The 26,016-nt window shown below is 72.0% G+C and carries 24 protein-coding genes; 11 read left to right on the forward strand and 13 right to left on the reverse strand.

Annotated elements, in window-relative coordinates; all coding sequences use genetic code 11:
* Window positions 1-5: 5 nt before the first annotated feature.
* The 4 genes from AC0IY1_RS19000 to AC0IY1_RS19015 all read left to right on the forward strand — a co-directional run bounded on the left by AC0IY1_RS19000 (window position 6) and on the right by AC0IY1_RS19015 (window position 3,769).
* A complete protein-coding gene (locus AC0IY1_RS19000) occupies window positions 6-1,520 on the forward strand; it encodes a sensor histidine kinase (RefSeq protein WP_471771559.1) in 1,515 nt (504 codons plus the stop codon).
* Window positions 1,513-1,932, forward strand: coding sequence for a response regulator transcription factor (locus AC0IY1_RS19005; protein ID WP_471771561.1), 420 nt, complete (start codon window positions 1,513-1,515; stop codon window positions 1,930-1,932). Before AC0IY1_RS19000 ends, AC0IY1_RS19005 begins: the two co-directional genes overlap by 8 nt.
* 98 nt (window positions 1,933-2,030) lie before the next feature.
* The gene (locus AC0IY1_RS19010; RefSeq protein WP_471771563.1) at window positions 2,031-2,654 is read left to right on the forward strand and encodes a response regulator transcription factor; all 624 of its coding nucleotides are present in this window, start codon (window positions 2,031-2,033) and stop codon (window positions 2,652-2,654) included.
* A 176-nt stretch (window positions 2,655-2,830) separates the two neighbouring features.
* Window positions 2,831-3,769, forward strand: coding sequence for a pirin family protein (locus tag AC0IY1_RS19015; RefSeq protein ID WP_471771565.1), 939 nt, complete (start codon window positions 2,831-2,833; stop codon window positions 3,767-3,769).
* 16 nt (window positions 3,770-3,785) lie between these two features.
* On the opposite strand, the gene AC0IY1_RS19020 is transcribed toward AC0IY1_RS19015, so the two are convergent.
* From AC0IY1_RS19020 to AC0IY1_RS19060, 9 genes are all read right to left on the reverse strand, one after another.
* A complete protein-coding gene (locus AC0IY1_RS19020; RefSeq protein WP_471771567.1) occupies window positions 3,786-5,363 on the reverse strand; it encodes a gamma-glutamyltransferase family protein in 1,578 nt (525 codons plus the stop codon).
* Window positions 5,364-5,395: 32 nt separating this feature from the next.
* Entirely contained in the window at window positions 5,396-6,325 is a 930-nt protein-coding gene (locus AC0IY1_RS19025) for an ABC transporter ATP-binding protein (protein WP_471771569.1), read from the reverse strand.
* Window positions 6,322-7,380: an ABC transporter ATP-binding protein gene (locus AC0IY1_RS19030; RefSeq protein WP_471771571.1), complete on the reverse strand. Its 1,059-nt coding sequence runs from the start codon at window positions 7,378-7,380 to the stop codon at window positions 6,322-6,324. The genes AC0IY1_RS19025 and AC0IY1_RS19030 overlap by 4 nt, the downstream gene beginning before the upstream one ends.
* 2 nt (window positions 7,381-7,382) lie before the next feature.
* Window positions 7,383-8,306 (reverse strand): ABC transporter permease, encoded by a 924-nt coding sequence (locus AC0IY1_RS19035; protein ID WP_082513210.1) that lies wholly within the window; start codon window positions 8,304-8,306, stop codon window positions 7,383-7,385.
* A gap of 349 nt (window positions 8,307-8,655) precedes the next feature.
* Window positions 8,656-9,600, reverse strand: coding sequence for an ABC transporter permease (locus AC0IY1_RS19040; protein ID WP_055957014.1), 945 nt, complete (start codon window positions 9,598-9,600; stop codon window positions 8,656-8,658).
* Between the two features lie 16 nt (window positions 9,601-9,616).
* The gene (locus AC0IY1_RS19045; protein WP_471771573.1) at window positions 9,617-11,107 is read right to left on the reverse strand and encodes an ABC transporter substrate-binding protein; all 1,491 of its coding nucleotides are present in this window, start codon (window positions 11,105-11,107) and stop codon (window positions 9,617-9,619) included.
* Window positions 11,108-11,242: 135 nt separating this feature from the next.
* Window positions 11,243-12,862: a gamma-glutamyltransferase family protein gene (locus AC0IY1_RS19050; protein ID WP_471771575.1), complete on the reverse strand. Its 1,620-nt coding sequence runs from the start codon at window positions 12,860-12,862 to the stop codon at window positions 11,243-11,245.
* A gap of 132 nt (window positions 12,863-12,994) precedes the next feature.
* Window positions 12,995-14,008, reverse strand: a complete 1,014-nt coding sequence (locus tag AC0IY1_RS19055) for a hypothetical protein (protein ID WP_471771577.1) — start codon at window positions 14,006-14,008, stop codon at window positions 12,995-12,997.
* A 26-nt stretch (window positions 14,009-14,034) separates the two neighbouring features.
* Window positions 14,035-15,099 carry an SDR family oxidoreductase gene (locus AC0IY1_RS19060; RefSeq protein ID WP_471771579.1) on the reverse strand — a complete coding sequence of 355 codons (1,065 nt, stop codon included), beginning with the start codon at window positions 15,097-15,099 and terminating at the stop codon, window positions 14,035-14,037.
* 134 nt (window positions 15,100-15,233) lie between these two features.
* Between AC0IY1_RS19060 and AC0IY1_RS19065 the strand changes: the two genes are divergently transcribed.
* The 4 genes from AC0IY1_RS19065 (at window position 15,234) to AC0IY1_RS19080 (ending at window position 18,220) form a co-directional block, all read left to right on the forward strand.
* Window positions 15,234-15,611, forward strand: a complete 378-nt coding sequence (locus tag AC0IY1_RS19065; protein ID WP_055957024.1) for a winged helix-turn-helix transcriptional regulator — start codon at window positions 15,234-15,236, stop codon at window positions 15,609-15,611.
* Window positions 15,612-15,710: 99 nt separating this feature from the next.
* Window positions 15,711-16,712, forward strand: coding sequence for an asparaginase (locus AC0IY1_RS19070; RefSeq protein ID WP_471771581.1), 1,002 nt, complete (start codon window positions 15,711-15,713; stop codon window positions 16,710-16,712).
* Between the two features lie 537 nt (window positions 16,713-17,249).
* Complete coding sequence (locus tag AC0IY1_RS19075) at window positions 17,250-17,522, forward strand: hypothetical protein (RefSeq protein WP_055957026.1); 273 nt, start codon at window positions 17,250-17,252, stop codon at window positions 17,520-17,522.
* Window positions 17,523-17,596: 74 nt separating this feature from the next.
* Complete coding sequence (locus tag AC0IY1_RS19080) at window positions 17,597-18,220, forward strand: DNA-3-methyladenine glycosylase family protein (protein ID WP_471771583.1); 624 nt, start codon at window positions 17,597-17,599, stop codon at window positions 18,218-18,220.
* Here the strand turns inward: AC0IY1_RS19080 and AC0IY1_RS19085 are convergent, their stop codons facing one another.
* Entirely contained in the window at window positions 18,221-19,810 is a 1,590-nt protein-coding gene (locus AC0IY1_RS19085) for an amidase family protein (RefSeq protein ID WP_471771585.1), read from the reverse strand.
* Window positions 19,811-19,951: 141 nt separating this feature from the next.
* Here AC0IY1_RS19085 and AC0IY1_RS19090 point away from each other — a divergent pair, with 141 nt between their 5' ends.
* Both AC0IY1_RS19090 and AC0IY1_RS19095 read left to right on the forward strand, forming a co-directional pair.
* Window positions 19,952-20,890: a 2-hydroxyacid dehydrogenase gene (locus AC0IY1_RS19090; RefSeq protein ID WP_471771587.1), complete on the forward strand. Its 939-nt coding sequence runs from the start codon at window positions 19,952-19,954 to the stop codon at window positions 20,888-20,890.
* A gap of 196 nt (window positions 20,891-21,086) precedes the next feature.
* Window positions 21,087-21,335, forward strand: a complete 249-nt coding sequence (locus AC0IY1_RS19095; RefSeq protein ID WP_103711524.1) for a hypothetical protein — start codon at window positions 21,087-21,089, stop codon at window positions 21,333-21,335.
* A gap of 134 nt (window positions 21,336-21,469) precedes the next feature.
* Here AC0IY1_RS19095 and AC0IY1_RS19100 read toward each other — a convergent pair whose 3' ends face one another.
* A complete protein-coding gene (locus AC0IY1_RS19100) occupies window positions 21,470-22,801 on the reverse strand; it encodes an MFS transporter (RefSeq protein WP_471771589.1) in 1,332 nt (443 codons plus the stop codon).
* A gap of 89 nt (window positions 22,802-22,890) precedes the next feature.
* Here AC0IY1_RS19100 and AC0IY1_RS19105 point away from each other — a divergent pair, with 89 nt between their 5' ends.
* The gene (locus tag AC0IY1_RS19105; RefSeq protein ID WP_471771591.1) at window positions 22,891-23,766 is read left to right on the forward strand and encodes a transporter substrate-binding domain-containing protein; all 876 of its coding nucleotides are present in this window, start codon (window positions 22,891-22,893) and stop codon (window positions 23,764-23,766) included.
* Between the two features lie 14 nt (window positions 23,767-23,780).
* Here the strand turns inward: AC0IY1_RS19105 and AC0IY1_RS19110 are convergent, their stop codons facing one another.
* A complete protein-coding gene (locus AC0IY1_RS19110; protein WP_471771593.1) occupies window positions 23,781-24,662 on the reverse strand; it encodes an amidohydrolase family protein in 882 nt (293 codons plus the stop codon).
* A 38-nt stretch (window positions 24,663-24,700) separates the two neighbouring features.
* A complete protein-coding gene (locus AC0IY1_RS19115) occupies window positions 24,701-26,011 on the reverse strand; it encodes an MFS transporter (protein WP_471771595.1) in 1,311 nt (436 codons plus the stop codon).
* Between the last annotated feature and the right edge of the window lie 5 nt (window positions 26,012-26,016).

Here is a 26,016-nt window from a genome sequence, read left to right on the forward strand (position 1 = left end):
GCCCCATGCTGTCGCGACAGACGCTGTCGCGGCAGGTCTTCTCCCGCTGGCCGAGCCGGGCCTCCGCGTCGGCCGATGACGGGCCCATCGGCAGCGACGACCTGCCGGCCTGGATGCTGGCCGCACCGACGGGGCCGCGCCGGGCCTGGGCGGCGGCCGTCGGCACGGCGGCCCTGCTGATCCTGCCGCCCCTGGGCCTCGCCGGCCTCGCGGGCTGGGCCGCCGCGGCCTTGGGCGGCGCATCGGCCGCGGTGTTGATCGGGCTCGCCCTCGTGGCAGGGGGCGCGGCCCTCGCCCTGGCGGCCCGACAGGCACAGCGGCACCGCATCAGCGAGACGCGCCTGGCGGCCATCTTCGAGCGCTCCGGCATCTCGATGTGGCGCGAGGACTGGACGGCGGCGGGCGAGGCGGTGATGGTCCTGCGCCGGGCCGGCACCGTGGACATCGAATCCCACTTCGCCAGCCGGCCGGAGGCGCTGCGTGCCCTGCGCCGGCAGGTCATCGTCACCGACGTGAACGGCTTCACGGTCGAGGAGACGGGCGCCTCCGGCAAGGAGGCCTTTCTGGGTCCCCTGGACCGTCTCCTGCCGGACACCGACCAGACCTTCGTGCAGTGGCTGGTGGCCTTCGGCCGGGGCGACCGCTTCTTCCGCTCGGAAGCCCACGTGGTGCGCGCCGACGGCAGCGAGGTCGACATGCTGTTCACCGCCATGCTGCCCCGGGACCTGGCCGGCTTCTCCGAGATCGTCGTGACGGCCCTCGACGTCACGGCCTTCAAGCAGGCGCAGCAGCGCTTCGCCCTGGCCGACACCGCGCTCGCGCGCGCCTCCCGCATCACCACCGTGGGAGCGCTGAGTGCCTCCATCGCCCATGAGGTCAATTCGCCCCTGGCGGCCATCCTGGCCAACGCACAGGCCGCCGCCCGCTGGCTGCGGCGCCCGGTGCCGGAGATCGACGAAGCCTCGGCGGCCCTCGACGACGTCGTGACCGAGGCGACCCGCGCCCGCGACGTGATCGCCCGGACCCGGTCCTATCTCGGCAACGCCCCGCGCGCCTCCGCCGCCGTCGATCTCCTCCAGGCGGCGCGCGACGCGAACCTGCTCGTCGAGGGCGAGCTGCGCCTGCACCGGGCCGCCGTCCACATCGCGGCGGAGGGGGACATCCCCTGGATCGACGCCGATGCGATCGGCCTGCAGCAGGTCTTCGTGAACCTGCTCCTGAACGCCGCCCAGGCGATGGCGGAGGGGGACGGACCGCGCGACGTCACCGTGACGATCCGGGCCACGGGCGACGCGGTGGCGGTCGACGTCAGCGATACCGGCCCCGGCATCGCGCCCGAGCGGCGCGCCCGGATCTTCGAGCCGTTCCACTCGACCAAGGCGGGCGGGATGGGCATGGGGCTCGCGATCTGCCGTAACCTCATCGATGCGCATGGCGGCGACATCTGGGCCGATGCCGCGCCCGGAGGCGGGGCCGCCTTCCACTTCACCCTCCCGGTCGCCGGACCCGCCCATGGCTGAATCCGCCGCGGGCGATTCCACCCGGAACGCGGCGCCGCGAGCGCCCGTCGTCGCCATCGTGGACGACGACCCGGCGATCCGCTCGGCCCTGTCGCGGCTCGCCCGCTCCCTCGGCTACGCCCCGGCTCCCTTCGCGGGGGCCGAGCCGCTCCTGAAGGCGGCGGACGATGCGGGGATCGCCGTCGTCGTCACGGACGTGCAGATGCCGGGCCTGAGCGGTCTCGACCTCCTGCGCCTCCTGCGCCTGCGCCGGCCGACGCTGCCCGTCATCGTGATGACGGCCTATCCCAGCGAGGCCAGCCGCGCGCGGGCGCTGGCCTCGGGCGCCTTCGCCTACCTCGCCAAGCCCTTCGACGCCGAGCAGTTCGAACACTGCCTGGGCAGCGTCCTCGGCATCACGCGCGACCCGTGATAGGCAGGCCAAGATCAGCAGTAGCCAAGCCGCAGATGATGCACCGGGTTGGTCCGTATCTTGTAAGCCAGCCCTGCGTATTCGCACTCCTCTGGAAGATGTCCGAAGCGACCGTCCATATCGTCGACGATGATCCGGCCCTGCGCTGCGCGCTGATGCGCCTGTGCCGGTCGAGCGGATTGCTTGCGGTCGGTCACGGAGATGCCGCTGCACTCGCCGCGACACGGGTCCGGACCGCACCGGAATGCATCCTCCTCGACGTTCGACTTGCCGGGGAGAACGGCCTCTCGGTCCAGGAAGCCCTGCGTTCGGCCGGCAGCACCGTGCCGATCATCTTCCTGACCGGCTTCGGCACCATCCCGATGACGGTGCGGGCGATGCGCGGCGGCGCGAGCGAGTTCCTCACGAAGCCGGTGGTGGCCGAGGTCCTGCTCGACGCCGTGCACCGGGCCCTCGCAGCCGATGCGGCGGCCCTGGAGGCCCATCGCGCCCGGGAGGCCGTGGCCGAGCGCCTGCAGGCCTTGACCCCGCGCGAACTGGACGTCCTGCGCTGCGCCATCGGCGGCCTGATGAACAAGCAGATCGCCGCCGAACTCGGGATCACCGAGATCACCGCCAAGGTCCACAAGCGGCGGGTGATGGAAAAGATGCAGGCCCGGTCCCTGGCCGACCTCGTGCGCATGGCCGACCAGATCGGCGTGGCGGCGACCCGCCAGCGCTGAGGCACGGCGCGAAGGTCCAAAGCAAGGCCGGATTCGACAAGCCATCCCGTCCCCCCGTCCCCACAGGTGACCGGCCCGCACCCGGAGCCGCCTCGCGTGCTAGGCTCCGCACGCCCGGCGCGACGGTCGGCGCGGCACCGGTCCGGCTTGGCGGCCCTGACGCAGGAGGACATCGAATGAGCTGGCACAGTGCGGACGACCCGATCCCGGGCGACCGCTTCACCTGCGACGCGATCAAGACCCTGATCGTGCCGCGCTCGCGGGACCTCGGCTCCTTCGCGGTGCGGCGTGCCCTGCCGTCGACCGAGTGCCGCATGGTCGGCCCGTTCATCTTCTTCGACCAGATGGGCCCGTCCGAGTTCCTGCTCGGCCAGGGCATGGACGTGCGCCCCCACCCGCATATCGGCCTGTCGACGGTGACCTACCTGTTCGAGGGCGAGATCATGCACCGGGACAGCCTCGGCACCGCGCTGCCGATCCGGCCGGGCGAGCTGAACTGGATGACGGCCGGGCGCGGCATCACCCATTCCGAGCGCACCGGATCGGACCTGCGTCGGACCGGCTCGACCCTGTTCGGTCTCCAGAGTTGGGTCGCGCTGAGCGGCAAGGACGAGGAGACCGCACCGGCCTTCGAGCATTACGAGGCGGATGCGCTGCCGATCCTCACCGGCGAGGGCAAGACCGTCCGGCTGATCGCCGGCGAGGCCTTCGGGGCGAAATCGCCGGTGCGGACGTCGAGCCCGATGGTCTATGCCGACGTGCGACTCGAGGCCGGCGCGGTGCTGCCCCTCGACCCGACCTACGACGAGCGCGCGATTTACACGATCTCGGGCGCCATCGCGATCGCGGGGGACGGGTTCGGCCCGGGCCAGCTCCTCGTCTTCCGGCCGGGCGACCGGATCAGCGTGCGGGCGACCGAGACCGCCCGCTTCATGGTCCTGGGCGGCGAGCCGATGGACGGCCCGCGCCATCTCTGGTGGAACTTCGTCTCCTCGCGGCCCGAGCGGATCGAGCAGGCCAAGGAGGATTGGCGCCAAGCCCGCTTCGACACCGTGCCGGGGGAATCCGAGTTCATCCCCCTGCCGGAGCAGCCGGCGCCGGTGCGCTACCCGTGAGCCGGTTTCCCGCGCCTCAGTAGCCGAGGGCGCAGCCGTCCTTGCGCGGATCGGATCCGGCGGCACGCATGCCCGTCGCCGGGTCGATCCAGATGATCTGGCCGCCGCCGATCGGGACCGGGGCCGGCACCGTGATGTGACCGCGGGCGGCCAGCCCCTCGGCGAGCCCCAAGGCGAAGCCGGCCTCGAACTCGACGCCGCCGCCATAGGCAAAGCTGCGCGGGGCATCCAGCGCCTCCTGCACGTCGAGGCCCCGGTCGATGATGCCGGTGAGCAGTTCGACGTGGCCCATGGCCTGATAGTGCCCTCCCATCACGCCGAAGGGCGCCACCACCGCGCCGTCGCGCATCAGCATGCCGGGGATGATGGTGTGCATCGGCCGCTTGCGCGGCGCGATGGTGTTGGGATGACCCGGCTCGACCCGGAACGAGAAGCCGCGATTGTGCAGCAGCACGCCGCTCTCCGGCGCGGTGATGCCGCTGCCGAAGCCCTGGAAGATCGAGTTGATCAGCGAGATCGCGTTGCCGTCGCGGTCGACCACGCAGAGGTAGACCGTATCGGTGTGACGGATCTCCGGCCACAGCACCGGCGCCTGGGCACGGGCCATGTCGATGGCGCCGTGCGCCCGCGCCTGCCAGGCCTGGGAGAGCAGGTGCTCGACCGGCACGGCGTTGACCACCGGATCGGCGAAGAGCGCGTCGCGGTGGTGGTAGGCCTGCTTGCAGGCCTCGGCGAAGAGGTGGACCCGGTCGAGCTCGCTGAGCGCGCCGACGTCGTACTGCGACAGCACGTTGAGCATCATCAGGGCGGCGAGGCCCTGGCCGCTCGGCGGACACTCGTAGACGTCGTAGCCGCGGTAGCGGGTCGAGATCGGCGTCACGTATTCGGGCGCGGCGCTGGCGAAGTCCTCGAGGGTGTGCAGGCCGCCGAGGTCGCGCAGGCGCGCGACCATGTCCTCGGCCACGGGGCCTTCGTAGAAGCCGGCGGCACCGTGCTCGGCGATGCGCCGCAAGGTGGCGGCGAGCTTCGGGTGGCGCATGATCGTGCCGACCTTCGGCGCCTCCCCGTCGATCAGGTAGGCGGCGTCCGAGCCCGGATCGGCCCGCAGCTTGTCGCGGTTGCGCGCCCAGTCGTAGGCGACCCGCGGCTGGACCGCGTAGCCGTCCTCGGCGTAGCGGATCGCGGGCTGCAGCAGTTCACCGAGGCTGCGGGTGCCGTGGTCGGCGAGCAGCCGCGCCCAGGCCGCGATGGCGCCCGGTACCGTGACCGCATGCGGCGAGGTTGCCGCGATGGCCACGTCGTTCTCCACGTACCAGGCATCGTGCGCGGCCGCGGGGCTGCGGCCGGAGCCGTCCAGCGTGATCGGCACGGCAGCGCCCTTCGGGGCGTAGAGGGCGAAGCAGTCGCCGCCGATCCCGGTCATGGCCGGCTCGACCACGCCCTGCACCGCCACCGCCGCGATGGCGGCGTCGACGGCGTTGCCCCCCGCCTTCAGGATCTCGATGGCCGCCAGCGAGGCGAGCGGGTGGGAGGTCGCGACCGCGGCCTGGGCGGCATAGACGGGCGAGCGGCCCGGTTTCGAGAAATCTCTCACGGCGTCGGGTCCTTGAATCGAATCCTGGAGGATCAGGCGTAGCGGGTGTCGGCGACCCAGTGGCCGGGGGCGACCTCGACCAGGCGGCCCGTGGCATCCGGGTCGGCCGTGGGCAGGAGGGAGGCGGCGCGCAGGCGGGCGCGCTCCTCCACGGGGTTCGGCACCGGCACCGCGCTGAGGAGGCGCCGGGTGTAGGGATGGCGCGGGTCCTCGTAGAGGGCGTCCGCCTCGGCGAGCTCCACCACCCGGCCGTGCCAGAGCACGGCGACGCGCTGGCACAGGTAGCGCACCATGCGCAGGTCGTGGGAGATGAACAGGTACGAGATGCCGAGCTCGTCCTGCAGTTCCTGCAGCAGGTTCACGACCTGGGCCTGGATCGAGACGTCGAGGGCGGCGATCGGCTCGTCGGCGACGATGAAGCTCGGTTTCAGCGCGATGGCGCGGGCGATGCAGATGCGCTGGCGCTGACCGCCGGAGAACTGGTGCGGGTAGCGCTGGGCGAAGCGCGGATCGAGCCCGACCCGGGCCAGCAGGCCCTCGACCTCGTCGCGGCGCTCGGCCCGCGCCATGCCGGGCCGGTGCAGCCGGAACGGCTCGGCCACGTAGTCACCGATGCTCATGCGCGGGTTGAGGGCGGCGTAGGGGTCCTGGAACACCATCTGGATGCGGGCGCGCATCCGGCGCATCTCTCCGGCGGAGAGCTTGGCGAGGTCGGTGCCCTCGAAGGCGACGGTGCCGGCGCTGGGCGGGTTCAGCATGGTGACGGCGCGGCCGATGGTGGACTTGCCCGAGCCGGACTCGCCCACGAGGCCGAGGGTCTCGCCGGGCCGGATGTCGAAGCTGATATCCTCCACCGCCCGGAACACCGAGCCCTTTCCGCCCCACCAGCTGCGCAAGGGGTAGTGCTTGCTGAGATTTCGCACCGAGAGCAGCGGGTAGCGGTCGGCGGGCTCGGGCCTCATCGGGCGGCCTCCTCGGCGGCGAGGCGCGCCGGCAGATCGTACCAGGCGGCCACGAGGTGGCCCGGCGCGGCGCCGGGGGCCTGGACCAGGGGCGGCGCCTCGGCGAGGCAGCGCGCGGTCGCGTAGACGTTGCGCGCGGCGAAGGGGTCGCCCGGCGGCGGGTAGCGCATGTCGGGGGGCGCCCCCTCGATCTGGTGCAGGCGCCGGCGCCCGGCCCGGCCGCGGCTCAGATCCGGCAGCGAGCGCAGGAGCCCGAGCGTATACGCACTCCGGGGATCGCGGAAAATGTCGTCCACCGGACCGCGCTCGAGGATGCGGCCGGCATACATCACCTGCACGGTGTCGGCGATGCCGGCCACCACGCCGAGATCGTGGGTGATCCAGACGATCGCCATGCCGATCTCCCGCTTCAGCTCCTGCACCAGGGCGATGATCTCCGCTTGCACGGTGACGTCGAGGGCCGTCGTCGCCTCGTCGGCGATGAGCAGCTTCGGGCGGCAGGACAGGCCGATGGCGATCATCACCCGCTGGCGCTGGCCGCCGGAGAACTCGTGCGGATATTGGTCGAGGCGCGCCCCGGCCTGGGGAATGCGCACGAGGTCGAGGAGGTCCCGGGCCCGGGCGCGGGCGGCGCGGGCGTCGAGCCCGAGATGGATGCGCAGGGGCTCGATGATCTGCGCGGCCACCGTCATGCCGGGGTTGAGCGAGCTCATCGGGTCCTGGAACACGAAGCCGATCTGCCCGCCGCGCACCGTCCGCAGCGCGCGCTCCGGCAGGGCGAGGAGGTCGCGGCCCTCGAACAGCACCTGTCCGCCGGTGATGCGGCCGGGCGGACGCGGGATCAGGCCCAGCATCGCCAGCACGTGCACGCTCTTGCCGGACCCGGATTCGCCGACGATGCCGAGGGTCTCGCCCTCGGCGAGGGTATAGGACACGCCGTTGACCGCGTGGACCGCGCCGCCCTCGCTGTCGAAGGCGACGGCGAGGTCACGGACGTCGAGCAGGGTCGGCTTCGCCTGCGCCGAATCTTCCTGCGCCGGAGCGTCTCGCACCATCGTCAGGTCCTCTGCCGGGGATCGAGGGCGTCGCGCAGGCCGTCGCCGAGCAGATTGAAGGCCAGCACCGCGAGGAAGATCGAGGCGCCGGGCCAGATCGCCATCCAGGGCGCCTGCTCGAGGAAGTTCTTGGCGACGTTGAGCATGGAGCCCCAGGACGGCTCGGGCGGCTGCTGTCCGAGGCCGAGGAAGGACAGGCTGGCCTCGGCGATGATCGCGGCCGCGATGGTCAGGGTCGCCTGGACCAGGATCGCCGGCACGATGTTCGGCACGATGTGGCGGATGGCGATGCGCCAGGGCGGATTGCCCACGGCACGGGCGGCCTCGACGAACTCCTCCGCCGCCACCGCCTGCACCTGCGCCCGCGTCAGGCGCACGAAGGTCGAGGTCGCCGACAGGCCGATCGCCACCATGGCGTTGGTCAGGCTTGGGCCGAGGAAGGCGGCGAGCGCGATGGCGAGGATCAGGAACGGGATCGCCAGCAGCGCGTCGGTCAGGCGCATGATCACCATGTCGATCACGCCCCCGGCATAACCGGCCAGCAGCCCGAACGGCAGGCCGAGGGCCACCGCGAGGGCTACCGAGGTCAGGCCCGCCCCCAGGGAGGCCCGCGCCCCGAAGACGATGCGCGAGAGCACGTCGTGCCCGACCTCATCGGTGCCGAACGGGTGCGCCCAGCTGGGCGCGGCGCGGATGGCGCCCCAGTCGGTGGCGATGGGATCGTAGGGCGCGATCCAGTCCGCGAAGACCGCCATCAGGATCAGCGCCACCACGATCACGAGGCCGACCATGGCGGTCCGCCGTGCGGTCAGGCGCGCCCAGAATGCGCGGATCGGACCGGGCTCGCTGCGGAGCGGGGGCGCGGCAGACGGCAGGGCGACGCCGGTCGGAGCGATGACGGTCGGAGCGGTGACGGCCTTGGTCATCGACGCCTCCGACGCATGTCGTCCCGGCGGGGTCGGTACGTCGGGCTCGCGCTGCCGGAAGCGAAGGCGATCCGAGATCCCGGCACCGCGTCGTTCCGGGGCGCCGCAGGCGAGCCCGGCCTCCAGGGACGCCGACGGCCTGAAACCTCGCACCACCTGCGTGTCCCGATTCCGGGCTCCGCTGCGGGGCTCCGGGATGACGCGGTGCCGCAAGGCCTGTTTTCGGAAAATGCCGCGTGCGCGCGATCACCCTGCCCGGAACGGGGGACACCCGCGCTTGGATCGGAGGCGCGTAAATCGGAGGCGCAAGAATCGGAGGAATGCCGGTGCAGGGGAAGTGCCGCCATGCTCACGCGCGCCTCAGCTTCGGGTTGACGAAGGCCGCGAGGAGGTCGGCCGCGAGGTTGAGGAGGACGTAGGTAGTGGCGGTGCAGATCACGACGCCCTGCACGGTGGCGTAGTCGCGGTTGAACACGGCATCGACCATCAGCTTGCCGAAGCCCGGCACCGAGAAGACCTGCTCGGTGAGCACGGCGCCGGACAGGAGCTGCCCGAATTCGAGGGCGCCCAGGGTGATGATCGGGATCGCGGCATTGGGCAGGGCGTGGCGCAGGATCAGGCGCAAGGGCGAGACGCCCTTGGCCCGGGCGGTGCGGACGTAGTCCGAGCCGAGCACGCCCAGCATCGCCGCCCGGGTGTGGCGCATCATCACCGCCGCGATGGCGTTGCCGAGGACGAAGGCCGGCATCGCCATGGAGCGCAGGTTCTCGGACAGGCTCTCGAACGGCGAGACGTAGCCGGAGGCCGGGAGCCAGCCGAGCTGGACCGAGAACAGCAGGATCATGAGGATGCCGAGCCAGAAGTTCGGCACCGACAGGCCCCACAGGGCGATGCCGTTGGCCAGGGTATCGGCGGCGGTACCGCGCTTGACCGCCGAGAGGATGCCCATCGGCACGCCGATCACCAGGGCCACCAGCATGGCGAGGCAGGCGAGCTCCAGGGTGACCGGCAGCTTCTCGATCACGAGGTCGATGACCGGCTTCTGCAGGCGGATCGACTCGCCGAGATCGCCCTGGAGCACGCCGCCGGCCCAGAGGGCGTAGCGCACGGGAAGCGGCTGATCGAGGTGGTACTTCTGCCGGATGAAGGCGATGACCTCGGGGTCGCGCTCCTCGCCCGACAGGGCGGTGGCCGTGTCGCCCGGCAGCAGTTGCTGCAGGGTGAAGATGATCATCGAGGCGATCACCAGGGTGGGAATCGCGAGCGCCAGGCGCTGGACGAGGAAGCGCAGCATCGGCCGGGCTCCCGCCTCAGTTCAGCGTCAGGCCGGTGAAGCGCACGAGGCCGTCGGGATAGGGCGTGAAGCCGGTGAGCTTGTTGCTGTAGGCCCAGAACAGCTTGCGGTGGAACAGGTAGATCAGCGGCCGGTCGGCCATGACCCGGTCGGCCAGATGCTTCCAGGCCTCGGCCCGTTGGGCCGGATCGACCGTGGCGCGCTCGGCGGCGAGCGCCGCATCCGCTTCCGGGTTGCAGTAGCGGGCGTAGTTCAGGGGCGTCTTGCAGGCCAGGAAGCTGAAGGTGTTGCCGTCCGGGTCGGGCCGGCCGCTCCAGGAGTAGAGGTAGGCGTCGAAGTTGCCCTTGTCGGCGGCGTCCAGCGCGGTGGTGAAGTCGGTGGCCTGGAGCTTCACGTCGAAGCCGGCCTCGCGGGTCATCGCCTGGATGACCTGCCCCACCTGCGGCGCCTCGTTGTTGGCGTAGACCGTCAGGGTGACGGACGGCTTCGGGATGCCGGCCTCCGCCAGCAGGGCCTTGGCCTTGGCGACGTCGCGCTTCGGCAGGGGATAGTCCTTCACGTAGGCCGGGTGCTTGGGCGAGACCCATTGGTTGCCGGGCAGGAACTCGCCGCTGAACACCACCTGGTTCAGGGCGTTGCGGTCGATGGCGAGGTCGAAGGCGGCGCGCACGCGCGGGTCGGCCACGGCCGAGCCGGCCCTGTTCGGGTTGAAGACGATCGACTGGAAGCCGAGCTCGATGGTCGAGCCGATCTTGAGCTTCGGGTCGCGGGTCACCTGCGGCAGGTCGGTGGGGGTCAGGCGCTCCAGGAGCTCGAGCTGGCCGGCCCGCAGGTTGGTCAACCGCACGGTGCCGTCGGGAATCGGCCGGAACTCGATGCGCTTGAGGTGGATCTGGTCCTTGTTCCAGTAATCGTCGAAGCGCTCGACCACGATCCGGTCCTGCGGCACCCGCTCGACGAACTTGAACGGCCCGGCGCAGACGGGGGCGGTGGAGAACTTGTCGCCCAGGCGCTCGGCGGCCTTGGGCGAGACCATCATCCCGGCCCGATCCGTGAACTGCGCCATCAGGGGCGCGAACGGCGTCTTGAGGACAATCTTGAAGGTCAGGTCGTCGACGACCTCGACCCGGTCGATCGGCGCGATCTCGCCGCGCCTCTGTGAGCCGGGCAGCTTCAGGTGGCGCTCGATGCTGTACTTCGCCGCCGCCGCGTCGAGCTTCTCGCCGTCATGGAAACGCACGCCCGGCCGCAGGGTCATGGTGAGCGTCTTCTGGTCCTCCGACAGGCTCCAGCCGGTGGCGAGTTGCGGCACCGGCTTCAGGTCGGGCCCGATATCCACGAGCTTGTCGCACATCGCGGCGAAGACCATGCGGCTGGTGAAGGTGCGCGCCAGCGTCGGGTCGAGGGCGTCCGGGTCCTCCATCAGGCCGAAGCGCAGGGTCTGCGCCTGGACAGGAGAGAGCGCGGCAATGCCCGCGACGAGGCCGGCAGCGAACAGACGCAGCATCAAGCTTCCTTCAGAACTGGGATCGGTCCGGATCGCAGATCCGCCGCACGGGAGGGCGGATCGGCGCGAACCGGGAAGACGTTCGAAAGTGTATACATTATCTGTGCCAGCGAACCGCTTGGCAACGACCCGACCTCACCAGACCGCCACCTGTCCGTCACGCCGGGGATCGCTGGCGCCGACATACCCCTCGGTGCCGGGGTCGCCCATCCGCCAGATGAATTGGCCGGCCCCGAAATCCTGGTAGCTGTCCTCGATCACGTCGACCCGGTGGCCGCGCTCCACCAGGCCCTGCAGGGTCGCGGCCGGCATCGCCGCCTCGGCGTTGATCTCGAGCCCGGCATTGAAGCGCCAGCGCGGCGCGTCGCAGGCGGCCTGCGGGTTCTGGCCGTGGTCGATCATCCGCACCAGGGTCTGCAGGTGGCCCTGAGGCTGCATGTTGCCGCCCATGACGCCGAAGCTCATCACCGGCGCTCCGCCCTGGGTGAGGAAACCCGGGATGATGGTGTGGAAGGGCCGCTTGCCGGGCGCCACCACGTTGGGGCTGGCCTCGTCCAGAACGAAGCCGTAGCCGCGGTTCTGCAGGGACAGGCCCCATTCGGGCACGACCACGCCGGAGCCGAAGCCCATGAAGTTCGACTGGATGAAGCTCACCATCATGCCGGATTCGTCGGCGGCGGTGAGGTAGATGGTGCCGCCGCGGACCGGGTTGCCGGCGCCGAATTCCTGGGCACGGTGCCGGTCGATCAGCCTCGCCCGCGCCGTCAGGTAGGCCGGATCGAGCATCGCCTCCGGGGTCACCTCCATGCTGCGCGCGTCGGAGACGTAGCGGTAGGTGTCGGCGAAGGCGAGCTTCATCGCCTCGATCTGGAGGTGCTGCGCCTCCGGGCCATCCGGGGCCAGACCCGCCAGATCGAAGGATTCGAGGATCCCCAGGGCGATCTGGGCGGCGATGCCCTGCCCGTTCGGCGGGATTTCGTGGAGCGTATAGCCCCGGTAATCCTTGGCCGTCGGCGTCACCCATTCGGGCCGGAAGGCCGCGAGATCGGCCATCGTCATGGCGCCCCCATGGGCGGCGGCGTGCCGGGCCATGGCCTCGGCGATCTCGCCCTCGTAGAAGGCGCGCCCCTTCGTCTCCGCGATCGCCCGCAGGGCCCGGGCGATGCCCGGCAGGGTGACGCGCTCGCCCACGTGCGGGGCGCGACCGTGGGGCAGGAAGGTCTCGGCGAAGCCCGGCTGCCGCACGAGGTCCGCGACCCGCGCAGCCGCGGCCCATTTCTGCTGCACCACCACCGGCGCGAGGTAGCCGCGCTCGGCGATGTCGATGGCGGGCTGCAGAAGGTCGGCGAAGGGCAGCTTCCCGAAGCGCTCGCTCAGGGCCATCCAGGCCGCGACGGCGCCCGGCACCGTGACGGAATCCCAGCCTCGCATGGGCGGCCGCTCGGCCGCACCGTATTTCCGGGTGAAGTAGTCGGGGGTCCAGGCCGCCGGTGCCCCGCCGGAGGCGTTGAGGCCGTGCAGTTGCCGACCGTCCCACAGGATGCAAAAGGCGTCCGAGCCCAGGCCGTTGCTGCAGGGCTCGGTGATGGTCTTGGCCGCCGCCGTGGCGATGGCGGCGTCCACCGCGTTGCCGCCCTGCCAGAGCATGCGGATGCCGGCCTGGGCCGCGAGGGCGTGCGAGGTCGAGACCATGTTGCGGCCGAAGATCGGCATCCGCACGGTGGGATAGCCGGTGGTCCAGTCGAACGGCTTCATCGGATCGCGGCCTCACGCATCGGGGGATCCGGCGATGATGGAGACAAACGCCGGGTCCGCCAAGTCGAAGAATTGTCGACGCGAGAAATCGAAGATCCGGCAAGATGAATGAGCCGCCGCGGCGGCTCTTCCTCAGCGATCCGTCGCCAGTTCCGGCATCAGGCGGTTGATGACGCTGTAGTTGATCGCCGTCCAGAACTCGGATGTCGCCGGATCGGCGAGCGCATTCTCCGCCGCCTCGATCACCGCATGGTCGGGCGTCACCAGGTAATCTTCGACGTCGTTGAGGGAGTCGAAGGACAGGACCGAAATTCCGTCGATCTTGGAGCCCTCGGGATCGGCTTGGGTCGACCCGAACGGATGCAGCTGGGCATAGCGGCGAACGTACTGCGCGGTCGCTTCCTGGGCGCAGACCAGGTCGGCCTGGGCCCCGAGCCAGGCCTCCTGGAACGCGGTGCGGCAGAGGTGCGGCCGGCGTCGGTGGATCTTCACGAGGCTGACCGGGTCGCGGTGGCGCGCGCTCGGGTCGAGGATGTATTCCCGCGCCACCGCGCGGGTGACCATGCGAAAGGCGGTCCGCTCGTCCGCGACGATGCGGGCCGCGTACTGCTCCTGACCGAGCACCGCCGCGATGTCGTCGGTCTCCGCGTAGGCGATGTAGGCGAAGCCGTCGAAGCTCGGGCGCCGGTAGGCCGGCACCCGCGCGGCCGGATCGGACACCAGCCTGCCCTCGGCCTCCACCATCGCCCGGTAGGGCGGCCGGAAGTCGGAGGATGGCCCGGATGCGACCCGGTGGACCTGGTCGTAGCGCAGCACGCGGTCGTTCTGGGTTCCGGGCTCCGCGTAGGCGAATTTCGGCCCGTGCACCTTCCGCCAGTACGCATCCCAGTGCTCGAAGGCGAGGTTGGGATCTGGCTCCAGCGCCACGGCCTCGGGATGGCGGTCGGGGCGCATCACCGACCGCCCGTCCCGGCCGACATTCGATCCCGGGTCGCGCGGGCGCCGCTCCAGGGGGGAGTCGTCGCTGCGCGAGACGAAGGTCGGGGTGACGATCAGGGGCTTCGTCGTCGCGCGGGTGGCTGCTCCGTGGGGCGGCCGCTGCAGCATGTCCGAGCGGGCGAGGTCCGGGGCGGTCCGGTCTGTCATGCGGGCTCCTTCGCCGGGGGCGGATGTCACGGAATGACCCGCTCGGCCCGCAGGCGTGCGAACAGGTCGAAGAACGCGTCGTCGGTGGCCTGGTAGTCGAGGAAGCCGAGGCGCCGGCTCTTGCTCATGTCGGTGACGACCTCGATCGGCCGGCCGAGATCCGCATCCGTGTGCCAGGCCGAGGCGAGGCGTCCGAGATCGGTCTCCTTGAGGCCGTGCCGGGCCGCGAGCTCGGCCCAGAGCGGGGCGGCCCCGTCCATCTGCTGCTCCAGGGGCAGGATCGCGCCGTCGAAGGGCGCCGGCTCCACGCCGAACCAGTCGGCGATCCGGCCCCACATCCAGCTCCAGCGGAAGACGTCGCCGTTGACGATGTTGAAGGCCTCGTTGCGGGCCGCCGGCGTGGTCGCGGCCCAGGCGAGCTGGCGCGCGAGGATGCGCGCATCCGTCATGTCGGTGAGCCCGTTCCACTGGGCGGTCGAGCCCGGGAAGCGGAACGGGCGACCGGTCTCGCGGCAGAGCGTGGCGTAGACTGCCAGGGTCACGCCCATGTTCATGGCGTTGCCGAGCGCGTAGCCGATGATGGTGTGAGGCCGGTGCACGCTCCAGCCGAAGCCGTCCCGCGCCGCGGCGGCGAAGACCTCGTCCTCCTGCGCATAGTAGAAGTTCTCGACGTCGAGGCGGCCCTGGTCCTCGCGGAACGGCGTGGCCGGCAGCGTGCCCTTCCCGTAGGCCTCGAACGGTCCGAGATAGTGCTTGAGGCCGGTGACCAGGCCGACATGGTCCACGCCCCCGTTCGGCCGCAGGGCGTCGAGGAGGTTGCGCACCATCGCGCCGTTGACGCGGATGTTCTCGGCCTCCGTCTCCTGGCGCAGCCAGGTCGTGATGAAGACGTCGGTGGGGCGGACGTCCGCCAGCGCGCCGCGCAGGCTCTCGGGGTCGAGGAGGTCGGCGGCCACCGGGGTCACGCCGGCGATGTCGGCCGGCGGGCGCCGGGCGAGACCGGCCACGGACCAGCCCTCCGCGACGAGGTGGCGAGCGAGGTTGTTACCGACGATGCCGCTGACGCCGGCGATGAGGGCCGTCCTGGTCATGGAAGTCTCCGTCCTGGTCATGGAAGTCTCTGGCTTGATCTGACGACCGACCTATGGAGACAGTCCGCCCCTGACCAGACGGCACCGATTGGGGTCCTAGGCACCCAACGGTACCCACCCAGGGGGCGACGACCATGGAGAGGCTGAGCGCGGACGAGGCCTGGCGCGAGGACTGCGCGCCGCGCCGGGTGCTCGAACTGTTCGCGACCAAGTGGACCAGCATGGTGCTGCACACCCTGCACGCCCGCCATGCCGGCCGTGCCCGCACCGGTATCCTCCAGCGCAGCCTGCCGGGCATCTCGAAGAAGATGCTCACCCAGACCCTGCGGGACATGGAGGCGAGCGGGCTCCTGACCCGGCACGTGGCCGGCACGGTGCCGCCCGCGGTGGAGTATCGCCTCACCCCCCTCGGCGGCCGCTTCGTCGAGCCGGTGGAGCTTCTCTACGCCTGGGGTCGGGCCAATGCCGATGCCCTTGACGACCTGAAGCCCCGTCCGACCTCCCGCCGCTGACGGGCGAGGCCCGCTCCGGCAAGTCTCCTGCATGGGGGCCCGCCGGGGCGCCTCACGGGCGCCCGCCGATGCGCGCAGGTGGACGGAGACGACGACACGATGGCGACACGATCCAAGGTGGCCTTCATCGGCACGGGCGGGACGATCTCGTCCCTCGGCTGGGATTCCCTCGACGTCCTCGACTACACCGCCACCGGGCAACGCCTCGCGGCCGACGCGATCCTCGAGCGGGTGCCCGAGGCGGGCAGCGTCGCCGAGGTGATCGCGGTGCCGTTCCGCGCGGTGCCGAGCCCCGCCATCGGCTTCGCCGAGTGGCGCGCCCTCGCCGCCCTCTGCGCGGAGCTCGCCGAGGCCCATCCCGACCTCGCCGGCATCGTCATCGGGCACGGCACCGCGACCCTGGAGGAGACCGCCTACGCCCTCGGCCTGATCTTGACGGTGGCCTGCCCGGTCGTCCTCGTCGGGGCCCAGCGCCCGATCAGCGCCCTGTCGAGCGACGCCGGGCTCAACCTCGTCGCGGCCCTGCGGGTCGCCGCCGACCCGGCCTCGCGCGGGCGCGGGGTGCTGGTGGTGCTCAACGACGAGATCCAGGCGGCCCGCGAGGTGACGAAGACCTCGGTCGGCCGGCTGCAGACCTTCCGCACGCCGGATTTCGGCGTCCTCGGCCACGTCGACGGACCGCATGTGCGCTACTACCGCCGCCCCGAGCGCCGGCATGCCCCGGACACGCCGTTCACCTTGGACGGGCTGGCCGCCCTGCCCCGGGTCGACGTCGCCTACGCCTATGCCGACGCGGACGGCACCGCCGTGCGCGCCTTCGTGGCGGCCGGCGCGCTGGGCATCGTCTCGGCGGGCCTCGCCCCCGGCATGACGCCCCCAGGCGAGGCCGACGCCCTGGCCGAGGCGGTGGCCGCCGGGGTGGTGGTGGTCCAGTCCACCCGCGCCGGCAGCGGCGTGGTGCCGGTCACGACGCGCCTGCGCGAGCGGGGCATCCTCAGCGCCGACAACCTGACGCCGCAGAAGGCGCGGATCCTGCTCGCGCTGGCGCTGACCCGCAGCCGCGATCCGGTCGAGATCGCCGCGATGTTCGCTACGTACTGAGTTCGGTGGTGCGCCGCCCGACGGCCGCAGATGTCACGCGGGGCACGCCCATCCCGATCTCTGGATCGGCCGAGCGGCCGGTTCGACGGCAGGGCACGGCCCTCTCCCCGCGCGGGGCGAGCTCAGGCGTGGGGATGGTTCTGCAAGCCTCCGTCCGTCGCGGACGGCTCAGCCACCCGCACCTCCACCTTGTCCCCTCAGGCTCGACAGTTCTCGGGCAGGCCCGAGACCCGCCGGGACGAAGCGCTACGCCTTTCCGCATGACCACGAGAGCGTCCGTGAGAGGCTCAGGGAAGAACGGCGCGTTCCTGCCCGGCAGCCTCGTTCCCGGCCACGCCAGACACCCTGATGCCGATGGGGCGAGGCAGCCAGGAAGACTTGCGAACCGACATCGGCGCGCCCGCTGAAACCTCGCGCTCCCGCGCCTCGTCCAACGAATTCTGCGACCTTTCGGCGTCTCGGCCGTTGATGGGACATGCCGAACCGGTCGCGACGGCGTGACCGGCCATCCGAAACCATCGACGCGAGGTTCCTTTCATGAAGTCATTCGTCATCGCCACCGCCCTGCTGCTCACCCCCGTCGCCCTCGCGGGCACGGCGCAGGCCCAGGGCACCATCCGGGGCGCCGAGCGTGGCGTCGAGGACGGCAACCGTGCAGCCGGACCGATCGGCGGCGTGGTGGGCGGCGCCGTCGGCGCGGCCACCGGTACGGTCGGCGGGGTCCTGGGTGTCGATCCGGATCGTCGCGACGACCGCATCGAGCGTCGCGAGGAGCGCACCACGATCACGCGCGAGCGCCGCGACCGCTAAGCCAACCGCCTCGGCCCCTTCGCGGGGCCGAGTCCTTTCCCTGTCCGTTCGCCCCGTCCCCGCCGAACCGCACGATGTCCGACCCTGAACCGCACCTGCACCTCCTGGCCACCGCCCGGGGGTTGTCGGCGTCGCTCCACGACGCCCTCGTGCATCTCGGGCCGGTGCCGATCGATCCGCCGACCCACGCCCATGTCGCGGACCGCCTCGCCCTGGAAGTCGTGAACCAGCAACTCTCGACCCGTGCCGCAGCGGCGATCTGGGCCCGCGTCGAAGAAGCGGCACGCCTGCGGAACGGGGTACCCCGCGACCTCTTCGTCGAAGCGCGTGCCGAGACCCTGCGCGGCTGTGGGCTCTCCGGCGCCAAGGTGCGGGCCGTGCAGGCCATCCGCGCCGCGGACGAGGCGGGCCTGTTCGGTCCCACCCTTGCCACCCTGCCCCACCCGGAACGCGCGGCGATCCTGCGCAGCATCAAGGGCGTGGGACAGTGGACGGCCGACATGATCGGCATCTTCCACTATCACGACCCGGACATCTGGCCGGCGGGCGACGTCGCCGCTGTCGGCAGCCTCCAACGCCTGACGGGCTGCACCGACACGCAGGCGTTCACCCAGCCCTTCGCACCCTATCGCTCCCACCTCGCCCGCGCGATGTGGCGGGTACGGGACCTCGTGCCGGCCCCGCCCCTCGTGGCCTGATCAGCGCGCCTCGAGCGGCGGCGTGCTCGCCGGCAGACGACGCAGGTTGGTCGCCTGCTCGAAGGCGTAGGCGAGACCGAGGAGCTTCGCCTCGCTCCAGGGCTGACCGAGCAGGTCCATGCCGACCGGCACGCCCGCGGGCGCGGTCGCGCTGGCCTCGGAGAACCCCGCTGGGACGTCGATCGCCGGGTAGCCCGTCAGCCCCGCGACGATCCCGTTGCGATCCGCCTGGTTGAGTTCGCCGATGGGCACCACCAGCCGCTTCTGCAGCGGGTAGACCAGGGCGTCGAGCTTCTGGGCCGCGAAGACCTCGGCGACATGGGCCTTGAAGGCGGCGATCCGCCCGAGACGGGCCTTGTACTCGGGCTCGGCCATGCCGTCCTGGCGCGCCTCGGCGGCCTTGAGGAACGACTCCAGGGCGGCGCGGTGGAACTGGCCCGAGGCCAGGATGCCGGCGAGGTCCTTGTGCGGCGCATTGGGGATCGAGGCCAGATAGCCGTTCATCAGCGCCTTGTACTCGTAGGTCTGGACGTCGTCCTCGCGGTTGAGGGCGTCGGCCTCGAAAGCCGGGTCGTCGATCCGCACCAGGGTGGCGCCCGCCGCCTCCAGGGCGTCGAGGGCGGTCTGCATGACGCGGTTGACCTCTGCATGCTCCGGCTTGGTCCCGAAAAGGACCGGGACGACGCCGAGGCGCGCGCCCTTGAGGGCGTCGGGCTTCAGCGCAGCGGCGTAGCTCTGCGCGACCTTGCCGGCGGCTGCGGCGGTGAGGGGATCGGCCGGGTCGGTACCGGCCATGGCCTGCAGCAGGGCCGCCGCATCCGCCACCGTGCGGGTGATCGGCCCGATGGCGTCCTGCGTCTTCGAGACCGGCATGATGCCCGCGAGACTGATCAGCCCCTGGGTGACGCGCAGGCCCACGAGGTTATTGGCCGAGGCGGGCGAGCGGATCGAATTCACGGTGTCGCTGCCGAGCCCCCCGAGGGCGAAGCCGGCGGCCATGCCCGCGCCGACGCCGCCGCTGGAGCCGCCGGGGGTACGGGTCAGGTCGTAGGGGTTGCGGACCTGGCCGCCCAGCGAACTCACCGAGACCCCGCCGAGGGCGAGCTCCTGCATGTTCGCCTTGGCCAGCACGATGGCGCCGGCGGCGCGCAGGCGCGCCACCGCGGTAGCATCCTGCGCCGGCTGCGCTCCCGCGAGGGCGGCCGAGCCGCCGGTGGTCGGCAATTCGGCGGTGTCGTAATTGTCCTTCAGCAGCAGGGGCACGCAGCCGAGGGGCTTGGCCGCGCCCGCTGCCCGGTCCGCGTCGTAGGCCTCGGCCTGCGCCAGGGCCTGCGGGTTCAGCGCCCGGATCGCCGCGAGCTTCGGGCCGGCCTGATCGTAGGCGGCGATGCGGTCGAGATAGCCCTGGACCAGGCCGCGGCAGGTGATCCGCTCGGAGGCGAGGGCCTCGCGGACCCCGGCGATCGTCGCGTCCTCGACCCGGAAGGAGGCCGGAGCCGGGGCCTGTGCCGCGACGGGGTCGGCCTGGACAAGGACGGCGCCGGCGAGAGCGACGAGGCAGGCGGATCTGGCGAAGGCGATCGGGGGCATGGCATTCCGGTGCTGATCGAGACGGCCCGGGATCAGGCAGGCTTCGGACCGCGATGGTCAAGCCGCTGCGTTGACGCCGGGCCGATCGCGGGTGATCCCGTCGCCGGACGATGCGCGCCGGCCCCGAGGAGATCCGAATTCATGCCCTCCCCCCTTCTTCTCGTCACCAGCCTTCCGGCCGCGGAAGAGGCAGCCTGGCGCGAGGCCCTGGGCGCAGCCATGCCGGGAGAGCGAATCGCGTCCGTCTCCGACGGTACCCCGGTGGGCGCGGCGGAGGTCGCCATCGTGGCGAACCCGCCGCTGGGGTCCCTCGCGGGCCTGCCGAACCTGCGCTGGATCCAGAGCCTCTGGGCCGGCGTCGACCGCCTCGTCCTCGACGACACGCTGCCCGAGGTGCCCGTGCGGCGCCTCATCGACCCGACCCTGGCGCGCGCCATGGCGGAGGCGGTGGCGGCGGCGGTCCTGCACCTGCACCGCGACTTCCCGCTCTATGCCGCGCAGCAGCGCGCGGGGACGTGGCGCCAGCACCCGGTCCGCCCGGCCGGTGAGCGCCGCGTGACGATCCTCGGCCTCGGCGAGATGGGACGAGCCGCGGCCGACCTCCTGCGCGCCCTCGGCTTTCCCGTCCGGGGCTGGAGCCGGTCCGGCACCGCGCACGGGACGATTCCGGTCGCGAGCGGCCCGGACGGTTTCGCGCAGAGCCTCGCGACGGCCGACATCCTGGTCAACCTCCTGCCCCTGACCCCCGACACCCGCGGCATCCTGAAGACCGACGCGTTCCGCCAGCTGCCACCGGGCGCAGCCCTGGTCAATTTCGGGCGCGGCGCGCACGTCGTCGAGGACGATCTGCTCGCGGCCCTGGCGACGGGCGCCCTCGGCCACGCGATCCTCGACGTGTTCCCGGAGGAGCCCCTGCCGCCGGATCACCGCCTCTGGACCCATCCGGCGATCACGATCCTGCCCCACGTCGCGGCTCCGACGCACATGGCCTCGGCCGCCGCGCTCGTCGCCGAGGCGGTGGCGGAGTTCCGCCGCACGGGCCGTGCGCCGGCGGGGATCGACCGGACGCGCGGCTACTGACAGGCTGCGCAACCCGGTCACGCGCATCAGCCGCGGACTCGCCCGGAAACCGGGAGCCCGCAGCCCCGCGACAGGGCCGCGCCGCGGGGCGGGACACTGACATGCTTCGTCACAGGGGCGGCACGGGCGAGACAAACGGCGTGGCTATCTCCTGCTTCGAAGCGGCCCACGCCGCTTCGACCTTGGAGACAGACCGATGAAGACCACGATGTTCGCCCTCCTCACCGCCGGCCTGCTCGCGGCGGCCCCGGCCCTCGCCGTCGACGGACACGGCAACGCGTCGAACCCCGAGCAGGTGAAGCCGAACCTCGGCTCCGTCTCCGGCGGACCGAACCACAGCGACGATCCCCGGGTGCGGGAGGCGCAGGAGAAGGGTCCCGACGGCAAGCCGCTGCATTCCGACACGGACGGCCATGCCCACGGCCACAGCCAGGGCAAGAAGTAGTCCCGTCGGCCCGGCCCTAGGGTCTGTCAGGCTCATCCTGAGCCGGACAGACCCTCAATTTCGGTCTTGGGGTTTGTCTCTTCGGGATCACCGCTTCCCACCGACCCCCGAGAAGCTCGAGGACACCCCCCGGACTAGGACACCCCTGCCGCTTCCCGCAGGCCGACCCGCCTGCGGGCGGCGCGCCCGAGGGCCACCACCATGACGCTGCCGGAGGCCGTGAGGAACACCAGGGGCAGCAGCGCCAGGGGGAAGCTCCCGGTCGCGTCCTTGATGACGCCAAGGAGCCAGGTCGCGCTGCCGGTGCCGAGGTGGGACAGGGTGTTGATCGCCGCGATCCCGGCCCCGGCGGTGCCCGCCGAGAGCCACTCGGTGGCCAGTGCCCAGAACGGGCCCTTGATGGCGTAGTTGCCCATCAGGACGAGGCTGAGCAGCACCAGCGTCACCGTCAGCGAATTCGTCAGCGAGGTGGCGAGCAGGCAGGCGGCGGTGACGGCGAGCGGCAGCGCCGTGCTCCAGACCCGCTCCCCCGACCGGTCGGCGCGCAGGCCCCACAGGATCATGAACACCGAGGCGATGCCGAACGGGATCATGTTGAGGAAGCCCGTCTCGAGGTTCGACAGGCCGAACGACTTGAGGATCTGCGGCATCCACAGGGACAGGGCGTTGCTGGTGGCCGAGCTGCCGGAATAGATCAGCGCCAGGGCCCAGACGTACTTGTTCGACAGCACCTTCCACAGGGGCAGGTGGTCGGCCACCGGGCTCGCGCCGCCGCGGTCGGCGGCGAGGCGGTCGGTGAGCCAGGCCCGCTCCCGGGGCGTCAGCCAGGCGGCGTCGGCCGGACGGCTCGGCAGCAGCGCCAGGGCGGCGAGGCCGAGGAGCACGGCCGGGATCGCCTCCATGAGGAACAGCCACTGCCAGCCCCGCAGGCCGGCGATGCCGTCCATCTGCAGCAGGGCGGCGGAGAGCGGCGAACCGAGGAAGCTCGAGAGCGGGATCGCCACCATGAAGGTGGCGACGATCCGGGCGCGGTAGGCCTTGGGGAACCAGTAGGTCAGGTAGAGGATGACGCCCGGGAAGAACCCGGCCTCCGCCGCGCCGAGGAGGAAGCGACCGAGATAGAACGTCCAGGGACCGGTCACGAAGGCCATCGCCGCCCCGACGAGACCCCAGGTCACCATGATGCGGGCGATCCAGACCCGGGCGCCGAAGCGCTCCATGGCGATGTTGCTCGGCACCTCGAACAGCACGTAGGCGAGGAAGAACAGCCCGCCGCCGATGCCGAACATGGCTTGGCTCAGGCCGACATCCTTGTTCATGGTCAAGGCGGCGAAGCCGGCATTGACCCGGTCGATATAGGCGATGAAGTAGCAGAGGATCAGGAACGGCACGAGCCGGAGCCCGACCTTGCGCATGACCACCGCTTCGTCGGGCGGGGCGTCGGGCCGTGCGGGGATGGCGTTCATCGTGGTGGCTCCGGGACAATCGGGGATCGGGTGGCCGGGGCGGATGCGCCGGCCCGGCGCCCCGCTGCGAGGGCCGGATGGACGGATGCGTGAAGACGGCTTTGCGGGACCGGCGCGGGCGGCGGCGGACGATCCTCGCCGCCCTGGGCCACGCCGCCCTGAGCTTCGCCGCCTCGGGCCTCGCCGCCCTCGCGTTCTTCCTGTCGCCCCTGAAGGACACCGCCATGGCCCTCGACCCGACCTCCGCCCTGCCTGCCGCGATCGCCCCCACCGGGACGCTGCGGGCGGCGATCAACTACGGGAACCCGGTGCTGGCGCAGCGGGGCAGCGACGGCCAGCCGGCTGGCGTCTCGGCGGAGCTCGCCCGTGAACTCGGTCGCCGGCTCGGCCTGCCGGTGGCGTTCGAGACCTTCGACACGGCGGGCGCCGTCGTGGCGGCCCTCGGCGGCGCGCGAAGCTGGGACGTCGCCTTCCTGGCAATCGACCCGGAGCGGGGGCAGAGCATCGCGTTCAGCCCGCCCTACGTCATCATCGAGGGCGCCTACCTCGTCCGGGACGAGTCGCCTCTCACCGACAATGCCGAGGTCGACCGGCCGGGCATCCGCATCGCGGTCGGCCGCAACACGGCCTACGACCTCTATCTCGGGCGCCACCTCACGGCGGCCGAGCGCGTCTATGCGCCGACCTCGGCCGCGGCGCTGACCCTGTTCCTGCGCGACAGGCCCGAGGTCCTGGCCTCGGTGCGCCAGCCGCTGGAGACCTACGTGCGCGACCATGCCGGCCTGCGCATCCTGCCCGGCCGCTTCATGGTGATCGAGCAGGCCGTGGCGAGCCCGAAGGCGCGTCCCGGCGTCGCCGCGGCCCTGCGCGATTTCATCGAGGCCCAGAAGGCCTCGGGCTTCGTGGCCAGGGCCCTGGCGGCGAGCGGGCAGGCCGACGCGGTCGTCGCCCCGCCGGCGCCCTGACCGGCGCGCGTCCCTCACGTCGGGACCCGCCCGGCCGGCAGTCCGAACAGGGCGCGCGGCGTCTCCTGCAGGACGATGCGGCGCTCGGCCGGGTCGGGCAGCCAGCCGTCGAGCTGGGCCCGGACCCGGTCGTAGGAGGCGACCCCTTCGAACTGGGTGTGCGGCCAGTCGCTGCCCCAGACCAGGCGCTCCAGGCCGAGACCGTCCTTCAGCAGGGGCAGCGCCGCCCGGGCGATCCGCTCGCCGGTCTCGCCCGGCCCGTTGCGGTAGCTCCCCGACAGCTTGGCCCAGACCCGGCCCGTCCGCCCCGCCGAGAGGAGGTGCCGGAAGCCCGGATCGTCGATGCCGAGGGCGGGATCGGGCTTGCCGAAATGGTCGGCCACCACCCGCACGCCGCTGTCGAGGAGGGGCGGCAGCAGGCTCGGCCAGCGCCGGGCCTCGGCCTGGACCTCGACCTGCCAGCCGAGATCGGCCACGCTGCGCAGGAGCCGCTGCCAGGACGGCGCCGCGAAATCCGGGTCGGCGACACCGATCAGGTTGAGGCGGATGCCGACGATGCCCTGGGCGGCGAAGGCCTTCAGGGTCTCGGGCGGTCCGTCGGGCCGGACCACCGCGATGCCGCGCAGGCGCTGCGGCGCGCGGGCCACGGCGTCGAGCAGGCCGCGATTGTCGTCGCCGTAGAAGCTCGGCTGGACCAGGACCGCCTGGGCGATGCCGTGCGCGTCGAGCACCGCGAGGTAGTCCTCGGGGGTGGCGTCGTAGCCGGGCGCGTAGCGGCGGGTATCGGCCAGGGGCCAGTCGCGCCGGAAGACATGGGCGTGGGTGTCGACCGCCTGCAGGGTCTCGGGCCCATCCTGCGCCGCACCCCGCCGCGCCAGCACCGATCCGCCCACCATGGACAAGGCTCCCGTCTGAAAGAGGCGTCGCGTCAGGGTCATGGCGTGGCCTTCTGCGGCAGGCGCCGGCCGGCGGCCCCGGGGAGCGCGACGGCGCGCGGGGCGGCGGTCTCGCCGAGGTCCTTGGCGCGGGTCTCGGGCAGCATCAGCACCGCCAGGACCACGAGGCCGTAGCCGACGGCCGCATCGATCCCGATGGCGGCGCCGAGGCTCATGCGCTCGCTGAGATGGCCCACGAGGACGGGGAAGCCCGCCGAGACGATCCGGCCGGCATTGTAGCAGAAGCCCACACCGGTCCCCCGCAGGCCGCCGGGATAGAGCTCGGAGAACAGCGCCCCGAGCGAGGCCGGAATTCCGGCGGCGCAGAAGCCGAGGGGAAAGCCGAGGAGCAGGGTCGCGGTGTCGCCGAAGGGCAGGAACACGTAGGCGAGCACCACCACCACGCAGGCGGCGGCGAAGAGCCCCACCGTCAGGCTCCGGCCGATCCGGTCGAGCAACGCGGCGGCCGCGAGGCAGCCGCAGAAGAACGCCACGATGATGACCGCGAGGTAGCCGCCGGTGCCGAGCACGGACAGGCCGCGCTCGGTGCGCAGGTAGGTCGGCAGCCAGCTCGTCACCGCGTAGTAGCCGCCATGGGCCCCGGTGCCGAGGAGGAGCCCGACCAGGGTGACGCGCAGGTGCTCCGGCGCGAAGATCGACAGGGCGGTCGTCAGGACGGAGGGGCGCGGACCGGCGCCGTGCGACGGCGCCGCCGGCACGACCCCGGGCTCGGGCACGTTCCGGCGCACCCAGACCACCAGGAGCGCCGGGGCGAGGCCGACGGCGAAGACCGCGCGCCAGGCGATGTCCGGCGGGAGCAGCGCCGCGGCCAGGGTGAACACGCCGACCGAGGCGCCCCAGCCCACGGCCCAGGCGCTCTGCACGCTGGCGAGCGCCTTGCCGCGATGCTGCGGCCGGATCGCCTCGCTCATCAGGGCGACGCCAGCGGCCCATTCGCCGCCGAAGCCGAGGCCCTGCAGCGCCTTGAGCACGAGCAGCTGGGTGTAGTCCTGCGCGAGGGCCGAGAGGCCGGTGGCGAGGGCGAACCACAGGATCATCGCCTGGAGGGCGCGGACCCGGCCGATGCGGTCCGAGATCGCCCCGCCGATCCAGCCGCCCAGCGCCGAGGCCACCAGGGTGACGCTGGTGATCAACCCGGCCTCGGCCTTGCTGATCTGCCACAGGCCGAGGAGCGTCGGCACGACCAGCGAGAAGAGCTGGACGTCGAGGGCATCGAGGGCCCAGCCGCCGAAGCAGGCCCAGAACGTCTTGCGCTCCGTCGGCGTGCCGGAGCGGTACCAGTCCAACATGGCGG

The organism is Methylobacterium sp. AC690, from assembly GCF_979256535.1.